This window comes from Chitinophaga rupis (genome assembly GCF_900109685.1).
Classification (GTDB): Bacteria; Bacteroidota; Bacteroidia; order Chitinophagales; family Chitinophagaceae; genus Chitinophaga; species Chitinophaga rupis.
The window spans coordinates 152294-169606 of sequence record NZ_FOBB01000011.1; the positions used below are offsets into that span (position 1 = coordinate 152294).

16 protein-coding genes are annotated in these 17313 nt (G+C 47.1%); 10 read left to right on the forward strand and 6 right to left on the reverse strand.

Features of this window, described 5'->3' with window-relative positions; all coding sequences use genetic code 11:
• Positions 1-271: 271 nt before the first annotated feature.
• The 3 genes from BMZ54_RS29290 to porX all read right to left on the reverse strand — a co-directional run bounded on the left by BMZ54_RS29290 (position 272) and on the right by porX (position 3015).
• Positions 272-1030: an MBL fold metallo-hydrolase gene (locus BMZ54_RS29290; RefSeq protein WP_089920258.1), complete on the reverse strand. Its 759-nt coding sequence runs from the start codon at positions 1028-1030 to the stop codon at positions 272-274.
• On the reverse strand, positions 1027-1362 hold the full coding sequence (locus BMZ54_RS29295; protein ID WP_089920259.1) for a hypothetical protein: 336 nt from the start codon (positions 1360-1362) through the stop codon (positions 1027-1029). The genes BMZ54_RS29290 and BMZ54_RS29295 overlap by 4 nt, the downstream gene beginning before the upstream one ends.
• Positions 1363-1461: 99 nt before the next feature.
• Complete coding sequence (gene porX, locus BMZ54_RS29300; protein ID WP_089920261.1) at positions 1462-3015, reverse strand: T9SS response regulator signal transducer PorX; 1554 nt, start codon at positions 3013-3015, stop codon at positions 1462-1464.
• Positions 3016-3549: 534 nt separating this feature from the next.
• Here porX and BMZ54_RS29310 point away from each other — a divergent pair.
• The 8 genes from BMZ54_RS29310 to BMZ54_RS29345 all read left to right on the forward strand — a co-directional run bounded on the left by BMZ54_RS29310 (position 3550) and on the right by BMZ54_RS29345 (position 11651).
• Complete coding sequence (locus tag BMZ54_RS29310) at positions 3550-4776, forward strand: HD domain-containing protein (protein ID WP_089920264.1); 1227 nt, start codon at positions 3550-3552, stop codon at positions 4774-4776.
• Between the two features lie 83 nt (positions 4777-4859).
• The gene (gene lpxD / locus BMZ54_RS29315; protein ID WP_089920265.1) at positions 4860-5909 is read left to right on the forward strand and encodes a UDP-3-O-(3-hydroxymyristoyl)glucosamine N-acyltransferase; all 1050 of its coding nucleotides are present in this window, start codon (positions 4860-4862) and stop codon (positions 5907-5909) included.
• A 26-nt stretch (positions 5910-5935) separates the two neighbouring features.
• Positions 5936-7354, forward strand: coding sequence for a bifunctional UDP-3-O-[3-hydroxymyristoyl] N-acetylglucosamine deacetylase/3-hydroxyacyl-ACP dehydratase (locus tag BMZ54_RS29320; protein ID WP_238386720.1), 1419 nt, complete (start codon positions 5936-5938; stop codon positions 7352-7354).
• Between the two features lie 2 nt (positions 7355-7356).
• Positions 7357-8157, forward strand: a complete 801-nt coding sequence (gene lpxA / locus BMZ54_RS29325) for an acyl-ACP--UDP-N-acetylglucosamine O-acyltransferase (RefSeq protein ID WP_089920267.1) — start codon at positions 7357-7359, stop codon at positions 8155-8157.
• Complete coding sequence (locus BMZ54_RS29330; protein ID WP_089920269.1) at positions 8141-8758, forward strand: ABC transporter ATP-binding protein; 618 nt, start codon at positions 8141-8143, stop codon at positions 8756-8758. The genes lpxA and BMZ54_RS29330 overlap by 17 nt, the downstream gene beginning before the upstream one ends.
• Positions 8759-8878: 120 nt before the next feature.
• Complete coding sequence (locus BMZ54_RS29335) at positions 8879-10177, forward strand: MFS transporter (protein WP_089920271.1); 1299 nt, start codon at positions 8879-8881, stop codon at positions 10175-10177.
• A 91-nt stretch (positions 10178-10268) separates the two neighbouring features.
• Positions 10269-11108, forward strand: coding sequence for an MBL fold metallo-hydrolase (locus tag BMZ54_RS29340; protein ID WP_089920273.1), 840 nt, complete (start codon positions 10269-10271; stop codon positions 11106-11108).
• Between the two features lie 162 nt (positions 11109-11270).
• The gene (locus tag BMZ54_RS29345) at positions 11271-11651 is read left to right on the forward strand and encodes a co-chaperone GroES (protein WP_238386721.1); all 381 of its coding nucleotides are present in this window, start codon (positions 11271-11273) and stop codon (positions 11649-11651) included.
• A 99-nt stretch (positions 11652-11750) separates the two neighbouring features.
• Here BMZ54_RS29345 and BMZ54_RS29350 read toward each other — a convergent pair whose 3' ends face one another.
• Together BMZ54_RS29350 and BMZ54_RS29355 are read right to left on the reverse strand one after the other, a co-directional pair.
• Positions 11751-11984, reverse strand: a complete 234-nt coding sequence (locus BMZ54_RS29350; protein ID WP_089920275.1) for a helix-turn-helix domain-containing protein — start codon at positions 11982-11984, stop codon at positions 11751-11753.
• Between the two features lie 2 nt (positions 11985-11986).
• A complete protein-coding gene (locus BMZ54_RS29355) occupies positions 11987-12481 on the reverse strand; it encodes a DUF2975 domain-containing protein (RefSeq protein WP_089920277.1) in 495 nt (164 codons plus the stop codon).
• A 186-nt stretch (positions 12482-12667) separates the two neighbouring features.
• Between BMZ54_RS29355 and BMZ54_RS29360 the strand changes: the two genes are divergently transcribed.
• Both BMZ54_RS29360 and BMZ54_RS29365 read left to right on the forward strand, forming a co-directional pair.
• A complete protein-coding gene (locus BMZ54_RS29360) occupies positions 12668-14215 on the forward strand; it encodes a helicase HerA-like domain-containing protein (protein ID WP_089920279.1) in 1548 nt (515 codons plus the stop codon).
• Between the two features lie 110 nt (positions 14216-14325).
• Complete coding sequence (locus BMZ54_RS29365; RefSeq protein ID WP_089920281.1) at positions 14326-15372, forward strand: Gfo/Idh/MocA family oxidoreductase; 1047 nt, start codon at positions 14326-14328, stop codon at positions 15370-15372.
• 34 nt (positions 15373-15406) lie between these two features.
• Here the strand turns inward: BMZ54_RS29365 and BMZ54_RS29370 are convergent, their stop codons facing one another.
• Positions 15407-17308, reverse strand: a complete 1902-nt coding sequence (locus BMZ54_RS29370) for a RecQ family ATP-dependent DNA helicase (RefSeq protein WP_089920282.1) — start codon at positions 17306-17308, stop codon at positions 15407-15409.
• Positions 17309-17313 lie beyond the last annotated feature (5 nt).

Genomic DNA, 17313 nt, shown 5'->3' on the forward strand with positions numbered 1-17313 from the left:
GCCAAGTTAGGGGTTGGGGGGATGGGGGGAAGTTAATCCGGAGTTAAGGTAGAGTCCATGGTCGATGCTCCATAGTCCATGGCGTAGATCAAACAGGGTGTATGCATGCTGCACGTCGGTTTCAGGCTGTAGTTCATTCGAAAGGGATGTATTCCATAGCGTAGATCAAAACGGGATGTATACAAGCCGTGAGCCGGTTCTCAACGGCATTTCATTAACGCACTTCATAAGCGCACCCCGCCATGGACCATCGACTATGGACCATGGACTTCTACTCCAGCTCCAGCCCATCATACGCCAGCGCCATACCGGCCGGCAGCTCGGCATTTATTTCTTCGTGAAGGCCCAGCTGGTGGCTAATGTGGGTAAAATATACCTGGGGCACCTGCAGCTCCTGCGCCAGGGCTATGGCTTCATCCAGGGTAAAGTGGGAGATATGTTTTTCCTTACGCAGCGCGTTCAGCACCAGCACTTTGGAGCCTATGATCTTTTCCTTTTCCTCATCGGCGACAAAATTGGCGTCCGTAATGTAGGTAAAATCGCCAAAGCGGAAACCCAGCACCGGCATTTTGTGGTGCATAACCTGTATGGGTATAATGGGAAAGCCTTTTACGCTGAAAGCCTCATCTGTAATGGTTTGCAGGTTCAGCTCCGGGATACCGGGATACTTAAAATCGGCAAAAGCATAGGCAAATTCCCGCATGATGGCGTTCTGCGAAAAATCAGTGGCGTAAATATCAATGGGCTTTTGCTGAAAATAGTTGAAGGCCCGTATGTCGTCCATACCGGCTATATGATCTTTATGAGAATGGGTAATAAGCACAGCTTCCAGGTGTTTTACCTGTGCCCGCAACATCTGGTAACGGAAATCCGGTGTGGTATCTACTACAATATTTCCTATCTCAGATTCAACTAATATACTACTGCGCAGGCGGGTATCTCTTTGGTCGGGGGAGGTGCATACCCGGCAATTGCAGGCAATCACCGGTACCCCCTGTGAGGTGCCTGTTCCAAGAAAAGTGATCTTCATTCTGCGGATTGTTCTTCTGAAGGTGGCAACTGTTCCGGCGTGCCGGGGTTTTCTGCATCGGCAATATTTTTATTGTTCTGCACCTGCTGGTACAACTTGGCAGATTCCGGGCTAAGCATCGTGGAATCCAGCTGCAGGGTGCCCAATATGTCCAGCAAAGTATTGATACGCCCTTCCAGGTTCAGGAACTTATTGATCACCACCACCTTCTTATGCTCCAACAAACAATATCCGGAGGTAAAGGTACCTTTCTCAAAACGAAGCACATACTTGGCCTCATCAAAGACCTTTTCCAGGCGGGTAAGGTTATTGGGTGTGATTTTAATGTTCATCCTGCAAAAATAAACTTAATGTGCGAATATGCAGGTATGCACCTGTGCTGATGAATCCACCTTATTTGCACATCCGCATACCGGCACACCGGGACATTCCTATTTGCTTACCAGCCTCGCCACCGGCACAATCATCTCCTCCAGGGAAATGCCGCCGTGCTGGAAGGTATTGCGGTAATAATTTACAAAGTAATTGTAATTGTTGGGATAGCACAGGTAACCATCCGCACGGGCAAATATATACGATGAGTTCACATTCGGCTTGGGTAAACCCGCTTCCCGCGGGTCGCGGAAGGCCAGCACCTCTTTAGGATCGTAGTTCAGGTTGCGCCCGTGCTTGTAGCGCAGGTTAGTAGTAGTTTGTTTATCACCTATCACCTTAACCGGCGTTTTCACCCGTACGCTGCCGTGGTCTGTAGCTATAATAAGGTTGATCTTCTTATCAGCAATGCGTTTCAGGGCCTGGTGCAGGGGCGAATGCTCAAACCAGCTGGTGGTAATGGAGCGGTAAGAGGTTTCATCGCCGGCCAGCTCTTTCAGCACTTCCATTTCCGTACGGGCATGGCTCATCATATCCACAAAGTTATAAACGATCACGTTCAGCGGGTAATTGAGCATATTATGCACGTTGTTCACCAGGTGCTGCCCGTCGTTATGGTTAATAACCTTGGTGTAGGAAAAACGCTCATCCATTTTCAAGCGCGCCAGCTGGGCGGCAAAAAATTCTTCCTCATACAGGTTCTTCCCTCCTTCCTCATCATCATTCTTCCACTGCACGGGAAATTTGCTTTCAATGTCCACCGGCAGCATACCGGCAAAAATGGCGTTCCGGCTGTATTGGGTGGAGGTGGGCAGTATGCTGTAAAAACTATCTTCTTCCACCAACCGGAAAGATTCCTGAAAAATGGGCAGGATAGCCTTCCACTGGTCATAGCGCAGGTTATCTATCAGTATAAAAAAGTTAGACACTTCCGGATCCAGGTTAGGCACTACCTTATCGCGGAACAGGGTGTGCGACATAACAGGCGCACCTTTAGCCTTAGGCTGCACCCAATCCGCATAGTTACGGCTTATGAATTTGGCAAATTCCGTATTGGCTTCGGCCTTTTGGGTGTTGAACACTTCCAGCATCTCCGGACTGTTAGCCTTACTCATTTCTATTTCCCAGTACACCAGCTTTTTGTAAATATCCATCCACTCCTGCTGGTCGGGGTTAGAGCTCAGCGCCATGAACAGGGAGCGGAACTCCTGCTGGTAGGCAATGGTTGTTTTTTCTGCTACCAGGCGTTTATTGTCTATGATCTTTTTCAGGGAAAGCAATACCTGGTTGGGGTTCACAGGTTTTATAAGGTAGTCTGTGATCTGGCTGCCAATGGCATCGTCCATCACATTCTCCGCCTCGTTCTTGGTGATCATTACCACGGGGATCTGCTGATCTATTTCCTTAATTTTTCCCAGCGTTTCCAGGCCGGTAATACCGGGCATAGACTCATCCAGCAGCACCACATCCACTACCTGCTCTTTCAGGAATTCCAGCGCATCGTATCCGTTGGTAAGGGCAGATACTTTGTAGCCCTTATTTTCCAGGAACATGATCTGTGATTTCAAAGATTCTATTTCATCATCTACCCAAAGTATATTTATTTGGCTCATGTACAATTATTGAAAGAGTGTAAGGAAATGGAAAATTGCGGCTGGCAAGCACCGCAAACCGGAACAATTTAACCTTATTTCAGGCAAAAATCATTCCCCTGAACTATCAACGAATTGTTAAAACATAAGATTGCCTGTACAGGACTTTATTTAAGCAAAGCTCTTAGCTGTTTGGATATTACTACCAGGCAGGTTCACTTTTATAGGAAGCAGCAGGCCTTATGGCTTGTGCAGGGCAGTAACCCGGTGGATGACCGGGACTGCCGGCGGGCATCGTTCATTGGCGCGCAACATATTAAAAGTTTTGTTAAAATAGTAAAATTCCAACCCGGGTCAATAAACTTTCTGAACTTTAAACGTTCTATTCAGAATGGCCGGTCAGGCCATAAAAGGCCTTCAGCAGGGGCCTGTTATAAAAAATCCATCTGGCCGCAGTAACATATAGGGGTGATTTATTCATTAATCGTCTATACATTAGAAAAAGTTACCGATTGAAACTGTAGCTTTGTATATAAGCAAAGAGCGTATAATACAATGACGGAGCGTAAGCGGAAGATTGTAAACGACCCGGTGTATGGTTTTATAACAATAGATCATCCGTTGATCTTTAACCTCATCTCCCATCCGTACTACCAGCGGTTGCGGCGTATACACCAAATGGCCCTGGCACACCTGGTGTACCCGGGCGCCATGCATACGCGCTTTCACCATAGTATGGGCGCTTATCACCTGATGAGCTGCGCCCTGCAGGAGCTGAAAGGTAAAGGAATAGCGATCACGGAGGAAGAGGAAGTAGCGGCCAGGATGGCCATTCTGCTGCATGATGTAGGGCATGGACCGTATTCACACGCGCTGGAGCATGGGATAATAGAAGGGGTATCGCACGAAGCTATTGGCCGCTGGCTGATGGAGGACCTGAACAGGCAGATGAATGGAGCGCTGAGCCTGACCCTGGAAATATTTAATGACCGCTATCACAAAAAGTTCTTACATCAATTGGTTTCCAGCCAGTTAGATGTAGACCGGATGGATTATCTGAACCGGGACAGCTTTTATACCGGCGTATCGGAAGGCGTAATTGGCTATGACCGGATCATTAAAATGCTGACCGTACATAACGGAGAGCTGATGGTGGAAGAAAAAGGCATTTATTCGATAGAAAAGTTCATTGTGGCGCGGCGCTTGATGTATTGGCAGGTGTATTTGCACAAAACGGTGCTCAGCGCGGAGAATATGCTGGTGAAGATCCTGGTCCGGGCAAAGGAATTAGCGCTAAAGGGAGTGGAATTATTTGCGTCTCCTCCGTTGCAATACTTTCTGTATCATACCATTACGGCCAGTAATTTTGAGCAGGAACCGGCCTGTCTGCAACAATTCTGTTTGCTGGATGATTATGATATCATGGGCGCCATTAAAGTATGGGCGCAGCATGAGGACAAGGTACTGTCGCTTTTGTGCAACTGGCTGATAAACAGGAATTTGTTGAAATGTATATTGAGTAACGAGACATTTGAGGATAATGCGATAGCCGTGCTTCAGCACCAGGTACAACGGAAATGGGGGCTGGAAGGCAATGAGCTGAATTACCTCGTATTCTCCGGGACTGCCAGCTTAAGAGCGTATAATATCAAGGATGAACAGATCAACATTCTTTTCAAGGATGGAACGGTGAAAGATATTTCTTCCATAGACAATGCGCTGGTAAGCCATACATTGGCTATACCCGTAAAAAAATTCTACATTTGTCATCCAAAAATGTAGGTAAGCAACGTTTTATAAGGAATTAAAATGTTAAAGAATAACTTTATACAATCCGGTGAGGGTAACTTTTATAACTTTTAACTATGCAGTTTAGCGCAGTACAATTGGCTACCATGTTAGATGGTAAGCTGGAGGGAAACCCGGACGTTAAAGTGAGCAACATTGCCAAAATAGAAGAGGCCGGCAATGGAATGCTCAGCTTTATTGCCAATCCTAAATACGAAGAATTTATATATAGCACGCAGGCATCTATCCTGATCGTGAATGAAAGCCTGGTGATCGAAGGCACCGTGAAACCCACGCTCATACGGGTAAAGGACGCTTATAGCAGCTTTGCCCTGCTGCTGGAAAAGTATAAACAAATGGTGGGCAACAAAACCGGCATACAGCAACCTTCCTATATTCCAAGCTCTGTTAAATTAGGCGCTAATGTTTTCGTAGGTGCGTTTGCGTACCTGGGCGAAAATGTAGTGCTGGGTAATAATGTGAAGATCTACCCCGGTGTATACCTGGGTGATAACGTGATCGTAAATGACGATTCCACTATTTACCCCGGCGTAAAGGTGTATGATAACTGTGTGCTGGGCAAACGGGTGATCTTACACGCCGGCTGCGTAATTGGCGGCGACGGGTTTGGCTTTGCCCCCCAGGAAGACCGTTCCTACAAAAAAGTACCGCAAATTGGCAATGTAGTGATCCATGACGATGTGGAAATAGGCGCTAATACCACCATAGACCGTGCTACCATGGGCTCTACCGTTATACGCCAGGGCGTAAAGCTGGATAACCTGATACAGGTAGCCCATAACGTAGATATTGGTACCAATACGGTAATTGCCGCCCAGACAGGGGTTTCCGGCAGCACCAAAATAGGTCAGAACTGCGTAATAGGCGGACAGGTAGGCATGGTAGGCCACATACATATAGCAGACAATACCAAAATAAATGCACAAAGCGGCTTATCCAAATCCATCTCTAATCCAAACACCTCTCTGACAGGCTCCCCGGCGTTCGATTATAAAAGTTCGCTGAAAAGTCAGGCAATTTTTAGAAATTTGCCGGACCTTGAAAAAAGGGTAAAAGAGCTGGAAGACATGGTAAAACAACTTCTCTCCGAGCGGGAAGGAGTTTGAAGGGATTAAGTAAACAGTAAAACAACATGATGGAAAATTTAGAGCCGCAGAACCAACATACACTAAAAGGACCTGTAACCATATCGGGTGTTGGTTTACATACGGGAGCGCAAGTAAATATGACCCTGAAACCGGCCCCTCCCGGCTTTGGCATTAAGTTCCAGCGTATAGACCTCCCGGAACAACCTGTAGTAAAAGCGGACGTGGACTATGTAGTAGACACCACCCGCAGCACCACTTTAGAACATAACGGCGCACGCGTAAGCACCATAGAGCATATTATGGCAGCCCTGGCCGGCACCGGTATAGACAATGTGCTGGTAGAGCTGAATGGCCCAGAAATACCCATTATGGACGGCAGCGCCCAGCCTTTTGTGGAAGTGATAGATGAAGTAGGCGCCCACCAGCAGGATGCTAAAAAGATCTATTATTCTTTAGATACCAACATCTCTTATTACGACGAGGTAAAGAAAGTAGAAATGGTGGCCCTGCCCGCTGTTGACTACCGCATTACCTGCCTTATAGATTTTAACTCTCCTGTACTGGGCACCCAGCACGCCAACTTAAAAGGCCTGCAGGAATTCAGTAAGGAAATAGCGCCCTGCCGCACCTTTTGCTTCCTGCATGAGCTGGAATACCAGCTATCCCTGAACCTGATCAAAGGCGGGGATATCAATAATGCCATCGTGGTGGTTGATCGCCCGGTAACGGAAGAAGAGCTGCAGCGCCTTGCCAAGGCTTTTCAGCGTGAAAAGATCTCTGTACAGCGTGAAGGCATTTTGAATAATATACAGCTGCGTTTCCCCAACGAACCGGCCCGGCATAAGCTGCTGGATGTGGTGGGCGATCTGGCGCTGGTAGGTTTTCCTATTAAGGCGCATATCATTGCCAACCGCCCGGGACATGCCTCTAACGTGGAGTTTGCAAAAAAGATCAAACAGTATATCAAAAAGAACAAGCATGTACGGGACATTCCTACCTATGATCCCAACCAGCCTGCCATTTTTGATCTGCGCCGCATAGAAAAAACACTACCCCACCGCTATCCTTTCCTGTTGGTGGATAAGATCATAGACCTTACGGATACCCAGGTAGTGGGCATCAAGAACGTAACGTTCAATGAATATTTTTTCCAGGGCCACTTTCCCGGTAACCCGGTAATGCCCGGTGTACTGCAGATAGAAGCGCTGGCACAGGCCGGTGGTATACTGGCGCTGAACGCGGTGCCGGACCCGGAGAACTATGATACCTACTTCCTGAAAATAGATAACTGTAAATTCAAACAGAAAGTATTGCCGGGTGATACCATGATCCTGAAAATGGAGCTGCTGAGCCCCATCAGGCGGGGTATTGTGGAAATGCGGGGTACCGTATTTGTCGGTAACAAGGTTGTCACTGAGGCTGACCTGGTAGCACAAATCATTAAAACTAGAGAAGGCAAATAAGCATGATCCACCCGCTTACGTACATTCATCCGGACGCCAAAGTTGCGCCTAATGTAAAAATTGATCCGTTCACCGTTATTCACAAGAACGTGGAGATCGGGGATGGCACCTGGATAGGTTCCAACGTTACTATTATGGAAGGCGCCCGCATCGGCAAGAACTGCCGCATATTCCCGGGCTCCGTTATATCCGCCATTCCGCAGGATCTGAAATTTGCAGGGGAGGACACCACAGTAGAAATAGGTGATAATACTACTATCCGCGAATTTGTGACCATTAACCGTGGTACCAAAGACCGGTGGAAAACCACCATTGGCAAAAACTGCCTGATCATGGCTTACTGCCATATTGCACATGACTGTGAAGTTGGCAACAACTGTATCTTCTCTAATAATACTACCCTGGCAGGCCATATCACCGTAGGTGATTACGTGGTGCTGGCAGGTATGGTGGCCGTGCACCAGTTTTGCCAGATAGGCGATCATGCTTTTGTAACCGGTGGCTCACTGGTGCGTAAGGATGTACCGCCTTATGTAAAGGCAGCGCGTGAGCCTCTCTCCTACGTGGGCGTAAACTCAATAGGCCTGAAACGCCGCGGTTTTTCCCTGGAAAAGATCAATCACATCCTGGATATTTACCGCGTAATATTTGTGAAAGGCTATAATATATCAAAAGCCATCAGCATCATAGAAGCTGAATTTCCGGCTACGGACGAACGGGATGAGATCCTTTCCTTTATACGCGAATCCGGCCGGGGTGTGATGAAAGGTTATACCACCCGTAACAATGACGATATCGCTTAACCAGGCAGGCAAGCGCTTTAATTACGACTGGATCTTCCGTCGTATATCCTTTACATTCAGGGATAGCGGGCGTTATGCCATCCTGGGACCTAACGGATCAGGAAAATCTACTTTATTACAGGTTATCAGCGGTCACCTGCATCACAATGAAGGTACCGTTACTTATAGCATAGCGGAAAAGCCCATCGAGAACGATGCGTTTTTCCGCTATTGTGCTATTGCAGCACCCTATCTTGAGCTTATAGAAGAATTTACCCTGGCAGAGATCATACAATTCCATGTGCAGTTTAAAACACTGCTGCCGGATATCACAGAAAAAGAAATAGCGGGTATGGTAGGCCTGGAAAAATCAATGGACAAGCAGCTCCGTTATTTTTCATCCGGTATGAAACAGCGTATTAAGCTAGCCCTTGCCATTTTTTCCGATGTGCCGGTACTGCTGCTGGACGAGCCCTGCACCAACCTGGATGTTGCCGGCGTACAGCTGTATCAGCATTTAATTGAGCAATACTGCGGGCAGCGCATGCTGATCGTAAGCTCCAATGATGAACAGGAATATTATATGTGCCCGGAACGGATACAGATCGTCGACTACAAGTAGTGAATTACGGATTATCAATTACGAATGGGGTGGTGCGCATAGGAAGATGCTTTTTGTAATTGGTAATTCTTAATTTTTCCAGGATACATTCTTCACGCACTACATAATTCGTAATTACCCATGCAGACAGCCAGTAAAAAAGTGATCAACGGATGGGCCATGTATGACTGGGCCAATTCTGTTTACAACCTGGTGATCACCACCACTTTTTTCCCTATTTACTTTACAGAAGTTACCAAAGATCATTTTAAGAGCGAGATCATTCCTTTCTTCGGGATGAAGTTCGTAAACTCTGCGTTGTACGATTATGCATCTGCAGCAGCTTATTTGCTGATTGCGCTGCTATCGCCCATACTGTCCTCTATTGCAGATACGCGTGGTAATAAAAAGAATTTCCTGTTCAGCTTTACACTGCTTGGCAGCGTAGCCTGCAGTGCATTATTCCTGTTTTATGGCGATAATGTGGAGTACGGTACCATCTGCTTCTTACTGGCCACAGTGGGGTATTGTGGCGGGCTGGTGTTCTATAATTCTTATTTACCGGAAATAGCTGCCCCGGACGACCGCGACCGTGTAAGCGCCAAGGGTTTTGCATTGGGATATATCGGCAGCGTGATCTTACAGCTGATAGGATTTGTGCTGGTGGCCGTACATCCTTTTGGATTAACGGGCGCAACACCGGTAAGGGTAACCTTCCTGTTAGTAGGCATCTGGTGGTTAGGTTTTGCATTGTTTAGCCTGAGCCGCCTACCTGCATCCAAAGCCACCGTACAAACACATTATGGCGGCGCTTTTAAAGAAGGTTTCTCAGAACTGCGCAAAGTGTATGCACAGGTAAAGCTGATGCCGGTGTTAAAACGTTTCCTGCGCGGTTTCTTCTTTTACAGCATGGGCGTGCAAACTGTAATGCTGGCTGCCACGCTGTTTGGCAGCAAAGAGCTGAACCTGCCTTCCACCAACCTGATCATAGCAGTAGTGGTGATACAGCTGGTGGCCGTATTGGGCGCCTGGGGCATAGCCAGGCTCTCCGGCAAATTCGGTAACCTGCGTGTATTGATCGGCGTTATAGTGTTCTGGTTAGGTATTTGTGTAGCCGGTTACCGCATGCAAACCGCTACTGATTTTTATATACTGGCCGTTGCGGTAGGTATTGTAATGGGCGGCGTACAATCCCTGAGCCGTTCAACCTACGCCAAGCTAATGCCCGAAACAGAAGATACAACCTCCTTCTTCAGCTATTATGATGTAACGGAAAAACTGGCCATTGTAGTAGGCATGTTCAGCTTTGGCTATATTGAAGAGCTGACCGGCAGCATGCGTAACTCTGTGCTGGCGCTGATGGTGTTCTTTGCCATCGGTTTAGGCTGGATCATATCTGCGCTGCTGAAGCAGCAGAAAGAATTAAGAATTAAGAATTAATATATTGGTGTGCTGTGTGAAATAAGATTACTGCAATTAATGTATCTTCATTAGTGATGTACTGATATTAATTGTTAATTATTAATTACCCATGGAGCTTTACACAATAGATACAGGATTCTTTAAACTGGATGGCGGGGCCATGTTTGGCGTAGTACCTAAAAGCATCTGGCACAAGCTGAACCCCGCGGATGATAATAACATGTGTACCTGGGCCATGCGCTGCCTGCTTATTAAAGAAGGCAACCGGCTGATACTGGTAGACACCGGTATTGGCAACAAACAGGATGCAAAATTCTTCAGCTACTATTACCTGCATGGAAATGCCACGCTGGACAGCTCCCTGGCGGCACATGGCTTTCACCGAGACGATATCACCGATGTATTCCTGACGCATTTACACTTTGACCATTGCGGCGGCAGTATTATACGTGAAGGCGATAAGCTGGTGCCCGCCTTTAAAAATGCCGTTTACTGGAGCAATCCTGACCACTGGAAATGGGCTACTGAACCCAATGAGCGGGAAAAAGCATCTTTCCTGAAAGAAAATATTCTACCTATTCAGGAAAGCGGACAGCTGCAATTTATTGATCAGCAGGATGGCATTAAGTTCACTGAAAATATAGCAGTACGTTTTGTACACGGCCATACCGATGCCATGATGCTGCCGCAGATCCGTTATAAAGACCAGACCCTCCTTTACATGGCAGACCTGCTGCCCTCCATAGGCCACCTGCCTATTCCCTATGTGATGGCGTATGACATGTTTCCCCTGACCACCCTGCAGGAAAAGAAAAGCTTTTTACAGGAAGCATTGGATAATAAGTACATCCTGTTCTTTGAGCATGATCCGAAAGTGGAGTGCTGCACGCTGCAGCAAACAGAACGAGGCATAAGGGTGAAAAACATGTTTGCGTTGAATGAGATCTAGTTGAATGCTGAACGCATGACGCTTAACGCTAAAGGCGCTCTGCTATACTTAGAACAAAAAACAATTAGCGTTAGGCATTCGGCCTTCTTTCGTGCCAGAATGGCACTCTCTTCCTCTCCTGCATGCAATTTGATATACCTTTGGTCCAAAAGAGCAAATCAAATGGCTATACATCTCACACCCGATAATAAATTGAAGAAGCTGATCGTGGTAGGCGACCGCGTGCTGATTAAGCCTTCCCAACCTAATGAACGCACAGACAGTGGGTTATACCTGCCGCCCGGCGTTGGAGAACGGGAAAAAGTACAGCAGGGTTACGTGATCAAAACCGGCCCGGGTTACGCCATTCCGGTACCTGCCGAGGAAACGGAATCCTGGAAACCGGAAGAGGAAAAAGTAAAATATATTCCTTTACAGGCCAAAGAAGGCGACCTGGCTATTTTCCTGATCAGCGGCTCTACTGAGGTAGTGTATCAGGGCGAAAAATACTTTATAGTACCGCAAAGCGCAATCCTGATGCTGGAAAGGGAGGAAGACCTATAATTGATCAATGTGCTGATATGCTAATGTGCTGGTATATATGATTGAAAAGATCTCAATTTTAATCTAATCAGCACATTAGCATATCAGCACATCAACACATTAAATCAGCTTTCTTTCCGCCAGCTCCTTCTCACCCACATATTCCAATATATCTGCCGGCTGGCAGTGTAACACTTTACAGATCTCTTCCAGGGTAGAAAAACGGATGGCCTTTGCCTTACCGCTTTTCAGCACACTTAAATTGGCAATGGTAATGCCTACACGTTCACTCAAAGCAGTGAGCGACATTTTGCGTTTAGCCAGTATCACATCCAGGTTTACAACAATCGGCATAATTATATGGTTAGCTCCTGCTCCTGTCTATAAACAATTCCTTTTTTGTAGATCACGGCTACTATCAATACCCCTAAACCCGACAGGCAATAAGGCCAGTAATTCAGTAATCCGTCCAGTAACATCATAACGCCCATGCCGGCCCTTGTTCCGCTACCAGCCATCAGCAACGATGCAAACAACAGGCTGGGAACAGGCGTCAGCAATAACAGATAGCCAATACGGCGTATGTAATGCAGATTAAGATTGTCATACGTGTGCCCTTTTAAAACCCGGAATATTGTTTTATTAAGCAGTACCAGTATGTAGATCAGCCCTCCATAGTAAACGGATCTTAATAAAAGCATCAGCAATTCCATCTTCAAAGAACCAGGGTTGCCGTGATGCGCGTTGAACATAAAGAATGCAGGATATAAAAATAAAAGTATTACACCTGCAATAACAATATTCAGCGCCCAGAACAGCATGCGAAGCATTATTACGTGGCTGTGTTTCATAGTAGATATTTTAAATTTTATGTTGATCTGATTTCATAATGAAGATAAAAGCCTTTTATCATTTAGCAAAATATTTTTATCGTTTTTCGATAAACAATATCCGATTATGGATAAACGCTACTATCTGTCAACCAGTTATACTAACTGTAAAAAATTAAGCTATCTTCAACCCAAATTTTATACACCATGGCAAATCAGGCAGCCTTCCTGGAAGCGATCAAAAACGGCTACACCTTTAAGGGAGAACATTTTAAACTGGGTTGCGCCATACTGGATGGCGAAGTAGTAGGCGGTGCAGATGTGAACCTTCCACTGAAAACACTGAACAGGCACGGTTTAATTGCCGGCGCTACCGGTACCGGCAAAACCAAAACCCTGCAGATAATAGCAGAAGGTTTAAGTGATGCCAGCGTGCCCGTGCTGCTGATGGATATAAAAGGTGACCTGAGCGGCATTGCAGCCGCCGGCGCCGATAATCCTAAAATTGAAGAACGCTATCAAAAAATAGGCGGCCAGTGGTCGCCGGCTGCATACCCTGCAGAACTACTCAGCCTGAGCCAGGAGAAAGGCGTCCGTTTACGCGCCACCGTTAGTGAGTTTGGTCCCGTATTATTATCCAAAATACTGGAGCTGAATGATACGCAGGCAGGCCTGGTAGGCATGATCTTTAAATACTGTGACGACAGCAAAATGCCCCTGCTGGACCTGAAAGATTTCAAAAAGGTACTGCAGTATGTAGCTGCAGAAGGAAAGGCCGAGCTGGAAAAAGACTACGGAAAAATATCCACCACCTCTACCGGCACCATTTTACGTAAAGTAATTGAGCTGGAACAACAGGGCGCCGGTTTATTCTTTGGCGAAAAATCTTTTGAGGTGGATGACCTGCTGCGTATCAGCGATGATGGCCGCGGCATGATCTCCATTGTACGCGTATCCGATATTCAAGACCGGCCCAAACTCTTCTCCACCTTCATGCTTAGCCTGCTTGCAGAACTCTATGCTACCTTACCGGAAGAAGGTGATATGGATAAACCCAAGCTGGTAATGTTCATTGATGAAGCGCACCTCATTTTCCAGGAAGCCAGCGACGCGCTGCTGCAGCAGATAGAAACCATTATTAAGCTCATTCGTTCCAAAGGGGTAGGCATCTTTTTCTGTACGCAAAATCCGATGGATGTACCGCCTTCTGTGCTGGGGCAATTAGGCCTGAAAGTACAGCATGCCCTGCGCGCCTTTACCGCCAATGACCGCAAGGCCATTAAACAAACCGCAGAGAACTATCCTTTATCTGACTTTTATAAAACCGATGAGCTGCTTACGCAGATCGGTATTGGTGAAGCGCTGATCACCTGCCTGAATGAAAAAGGCACCCCTACGCCATTGGCTGCTACTATGCTGATCTCGCCCCGCTCACGGATGGATGTATTAACAGGTACAGAAATGGACAGCCTTGTAAGCGGCTCTAAGCTGGCTAAAAAATACAACCAGGAAATAGATAACCAGAGCGCTTATGAAATACTAACCGCCAAGCTGGAAGAAGCAGCAGAAAAAACCGCGGCTGCTCCTGCTCCTAAAGCCGGCCGGCCTAAAGAAGAAAAGAGTGTGCTGGAAAGCGTGCTGGATAGCCCGGTTGCCAGGCAGGTAGGCCGTACAGCCGCCAGCGTAATTACCCGTAGCCTGTTAGGCGCCCTGGGCTTAGGTGGCAGAAGTAAGAAAAAGGGCAGCTGGTTTTAAGGTTGCCTGCCTGCTTTACCGGTACTTGTTTTTACAGCCCTGCCTTTATATCTTACGGAGCGAAAGCTGAAAAGCAATTTTGGTAACCATCGCTAAATAATAACTACCATATGGATAGGATCATTCAAACAGGCGTTTGCTCTTATGGCATGTCTGGCACAATATTCCACGTACCGTTTATACACGTACACCCGGGATTTGAATTTGCAGCAGTAGTGGAAAGAAGTAAGAATTTAGCCCAGGAAAAATATCCTAACGTAAAAGTATACAGGAGTGTGGAAGATATGATCAAGGATCCTGCACTGGATCTGATTGTTGTGAATACACCTAACTATACCCATTACCCATATACCAAAGCTGCGCTGGAAGCAGGAAAGAACGTAATTGTAGAAAAACCTTTTACTGTTACTTCTGCAGAAGGACAGGAGCTGATGGAGCTGGCCAAATCCAAAGGATTGTTCCTAAGCGTATTTCATAATCGCCGTTATGATAGCGATTATAAGATCATTACTGAAGTAGTGCAATCCGGCGTGTTAGGCGATATACAGGAAGCAGAAATTCATTACGACCGTTTCCGGGAAGAGCTCAGCTATAAAAAACATAAGGAAACCGCTAACCCCGGTACCGGTGCATTATACGACCTGGGCGCACACATTATAGACCAGGCTTTGTTGTTGTTTGGTATGCCTAAAAGTTTGTGGGCCGATATACGCATTATCCGCAAAGAATCTGTAGTGGATGATTATTTTGAGCTGGTGTTCTATTATGACAACATGCGCGTAAGGCTGCATACCAGCTACCTGGTAAGGGAGCCCATGCCCTCCTATCAGTTCCATGGCCGTCTAGGATCTTTCATTAAAACCAAGGCCGATGTGCAGGAAGCGCAGCTGCAAAGAGGTTTGCTGCCTAACAGCCCGGGCTGGGGCGAAGAAGGGATCCATGAATGGGGCCTGCTGCACACGGAAAAAGACGGGAAAGTTGTAAAACAGTTCCTGCCCTCTCCTACCGGCAATTACCTGAACTATTACCAGGATGTGTATGATGCACTGGTAAATGGCGGCAAAAACCCGGTTCCTGCGGCTGACGGCTTGCGGATCATAAAAATTATTGAAGCGGCGTTCCAGAGCAGTAAAGAAAGAAAAGCAATAGATCTTTAATAGTGTGCTGATGTGCTGGGAGTTTCTCAGCACATCATTTCATTTTCAATATCCCATCTTTGTCGCGGGTCACTTTTTCTTCTGATACCAGGAATTGTAACACATCTAAAATCCGGTCTTCTTCTATGCCGGGCAGCTGTTCCAGCAACAAAGGCAGGTGCATAGGCAGCTGCAGCTGCTCCATAACCAATGCGGCTATACGCTCAAATTCCGTTTCATTCAGGGGCTTGCGCTTACGGGCGGTGCAGATATCGCAAATACCACACTCCTTATTTTCTTCTTCCCCAAAATAGGCTACCAACGCTTGTGTACGGCAGGTTTGCCGGTTGCGCACATAGCGGAACATGGCGTGCAGCCTTTCTGTATAGGTACGTTTACGTTCTTCTACACGCTCCATATTAATGCGCAGGTACTGCGCCTGCAAACGCTCCTGCAAAAAGCAAAGCTGCGGCTCATCTTTTTTAGGCCGGTAAAGGATAATACCGCGCTGGTGCAGCTGCTGCAGCTTTTCTGTTACCTGCGCTTCCTGCAGGCGTAAAATGCGGGCCAGCTGTTTTTCAAATACCCGTACCTCAATATCAAAAATACCTTCGTAGGTGCGCAACAAGGCTTTTATAAGCGGGTCCAGCGCGGGTTGCGTTTCTCCCACAGCATACAGCGTTTCCCGATCGGTGATGAACATTGCCCGGGAAGGCAGGTACACACTTTCACTCAGCTGCAAAATACCTTCCTGCTCCAGTATGCGCATAGCACTGTAGGTAATGGTAATATTTAACTGGAAATGTTTTACAAATTCATTGATGTCAAAATCAAAGTACAGGCCTTCTGCACTGCCCACGGGCACCTGCAGGTAGTTCATAATACACTGGTAAATGTGTTTTATTTCCGGCAGCGTAGGATATTGTTGTGCAATCCTTTCCTGCAGCTCATCCAGTTCCGGCTCATTATATAACAGCACTGCATAGGCTTTCTGCTCATCACGGCCGGCACGGCCAGCTTCCTGGTAATATGCTTCCAGGCTGTCCGGCATATCGTAGTGGATCACCAGGCGTACATCAGGTTTATCTATACCCATTCCAAAAGCATTGGTGCAAACCATTACACGCACTTCATTTTTGATCCAGGCTTCCTGCCGGGCCGTACGCTCTTCCGGCGGCAAACCGGCATGATAGTGCGCGGCAGAAATACCCTGTAAGTGCAGCAGGTCTGCCAGCTGGCGGGTTCGCTTACGGTTACGGCAGTACACGATGGCGCAGCCGGGCACTTTGTCCAGTATATGTTTCAGCTTGTGCTGCCGGCTTTCTTCTTCTAGCACGCTATAAGAAAGATTAGCCCGCGCAAAGCTTTTGGTAAATACATTGGGTTGCTGCATCAGCAGCTGATCACAGATATCTGTTTGTACCCTGGGCGTGGCGGAAGCAGTAAGCGCCAGCACCGGTACTTTGGGGAAATAGCTGCGGATAGTGGCTATCTGTAAATAAGCCGGGCGAAAATCGTATCCCCATTGGGAAATACAATGCGCCTCATCCACTGCCAGCAGGTTCACCGGCATACCATCGCAATACTCCAGGAAACGGCGGCCCTGCAGCCTTTCCGGCGATACATACAGGAATTTATATTGCCCGCGCCGCGCATTTTCCAGCACCTGCTCCACTTCTTTATTGGTAAGTCCTGCATAAATAGCCACCGCTGAAATACCGCGGCGCTGCAGGTTGGCCACCTGGTCGCGCATAAGGGCAATGAGCGGGGTAATTACCAGGCACACGCCTTCCTGCAACAGGGCCGGCACCTGGAAGCAGATGGATTTACCACCGCCCGTAGGCATTAATGCCAGCGTGTCCTGCCCGGCTAATATGGATTGAATAATATCTTCCTGTAAAGGACGGAATTGGGCATAACCCCAGTATTGCTGTAATATGGAAGCAGGTGTGCTCACGGTTG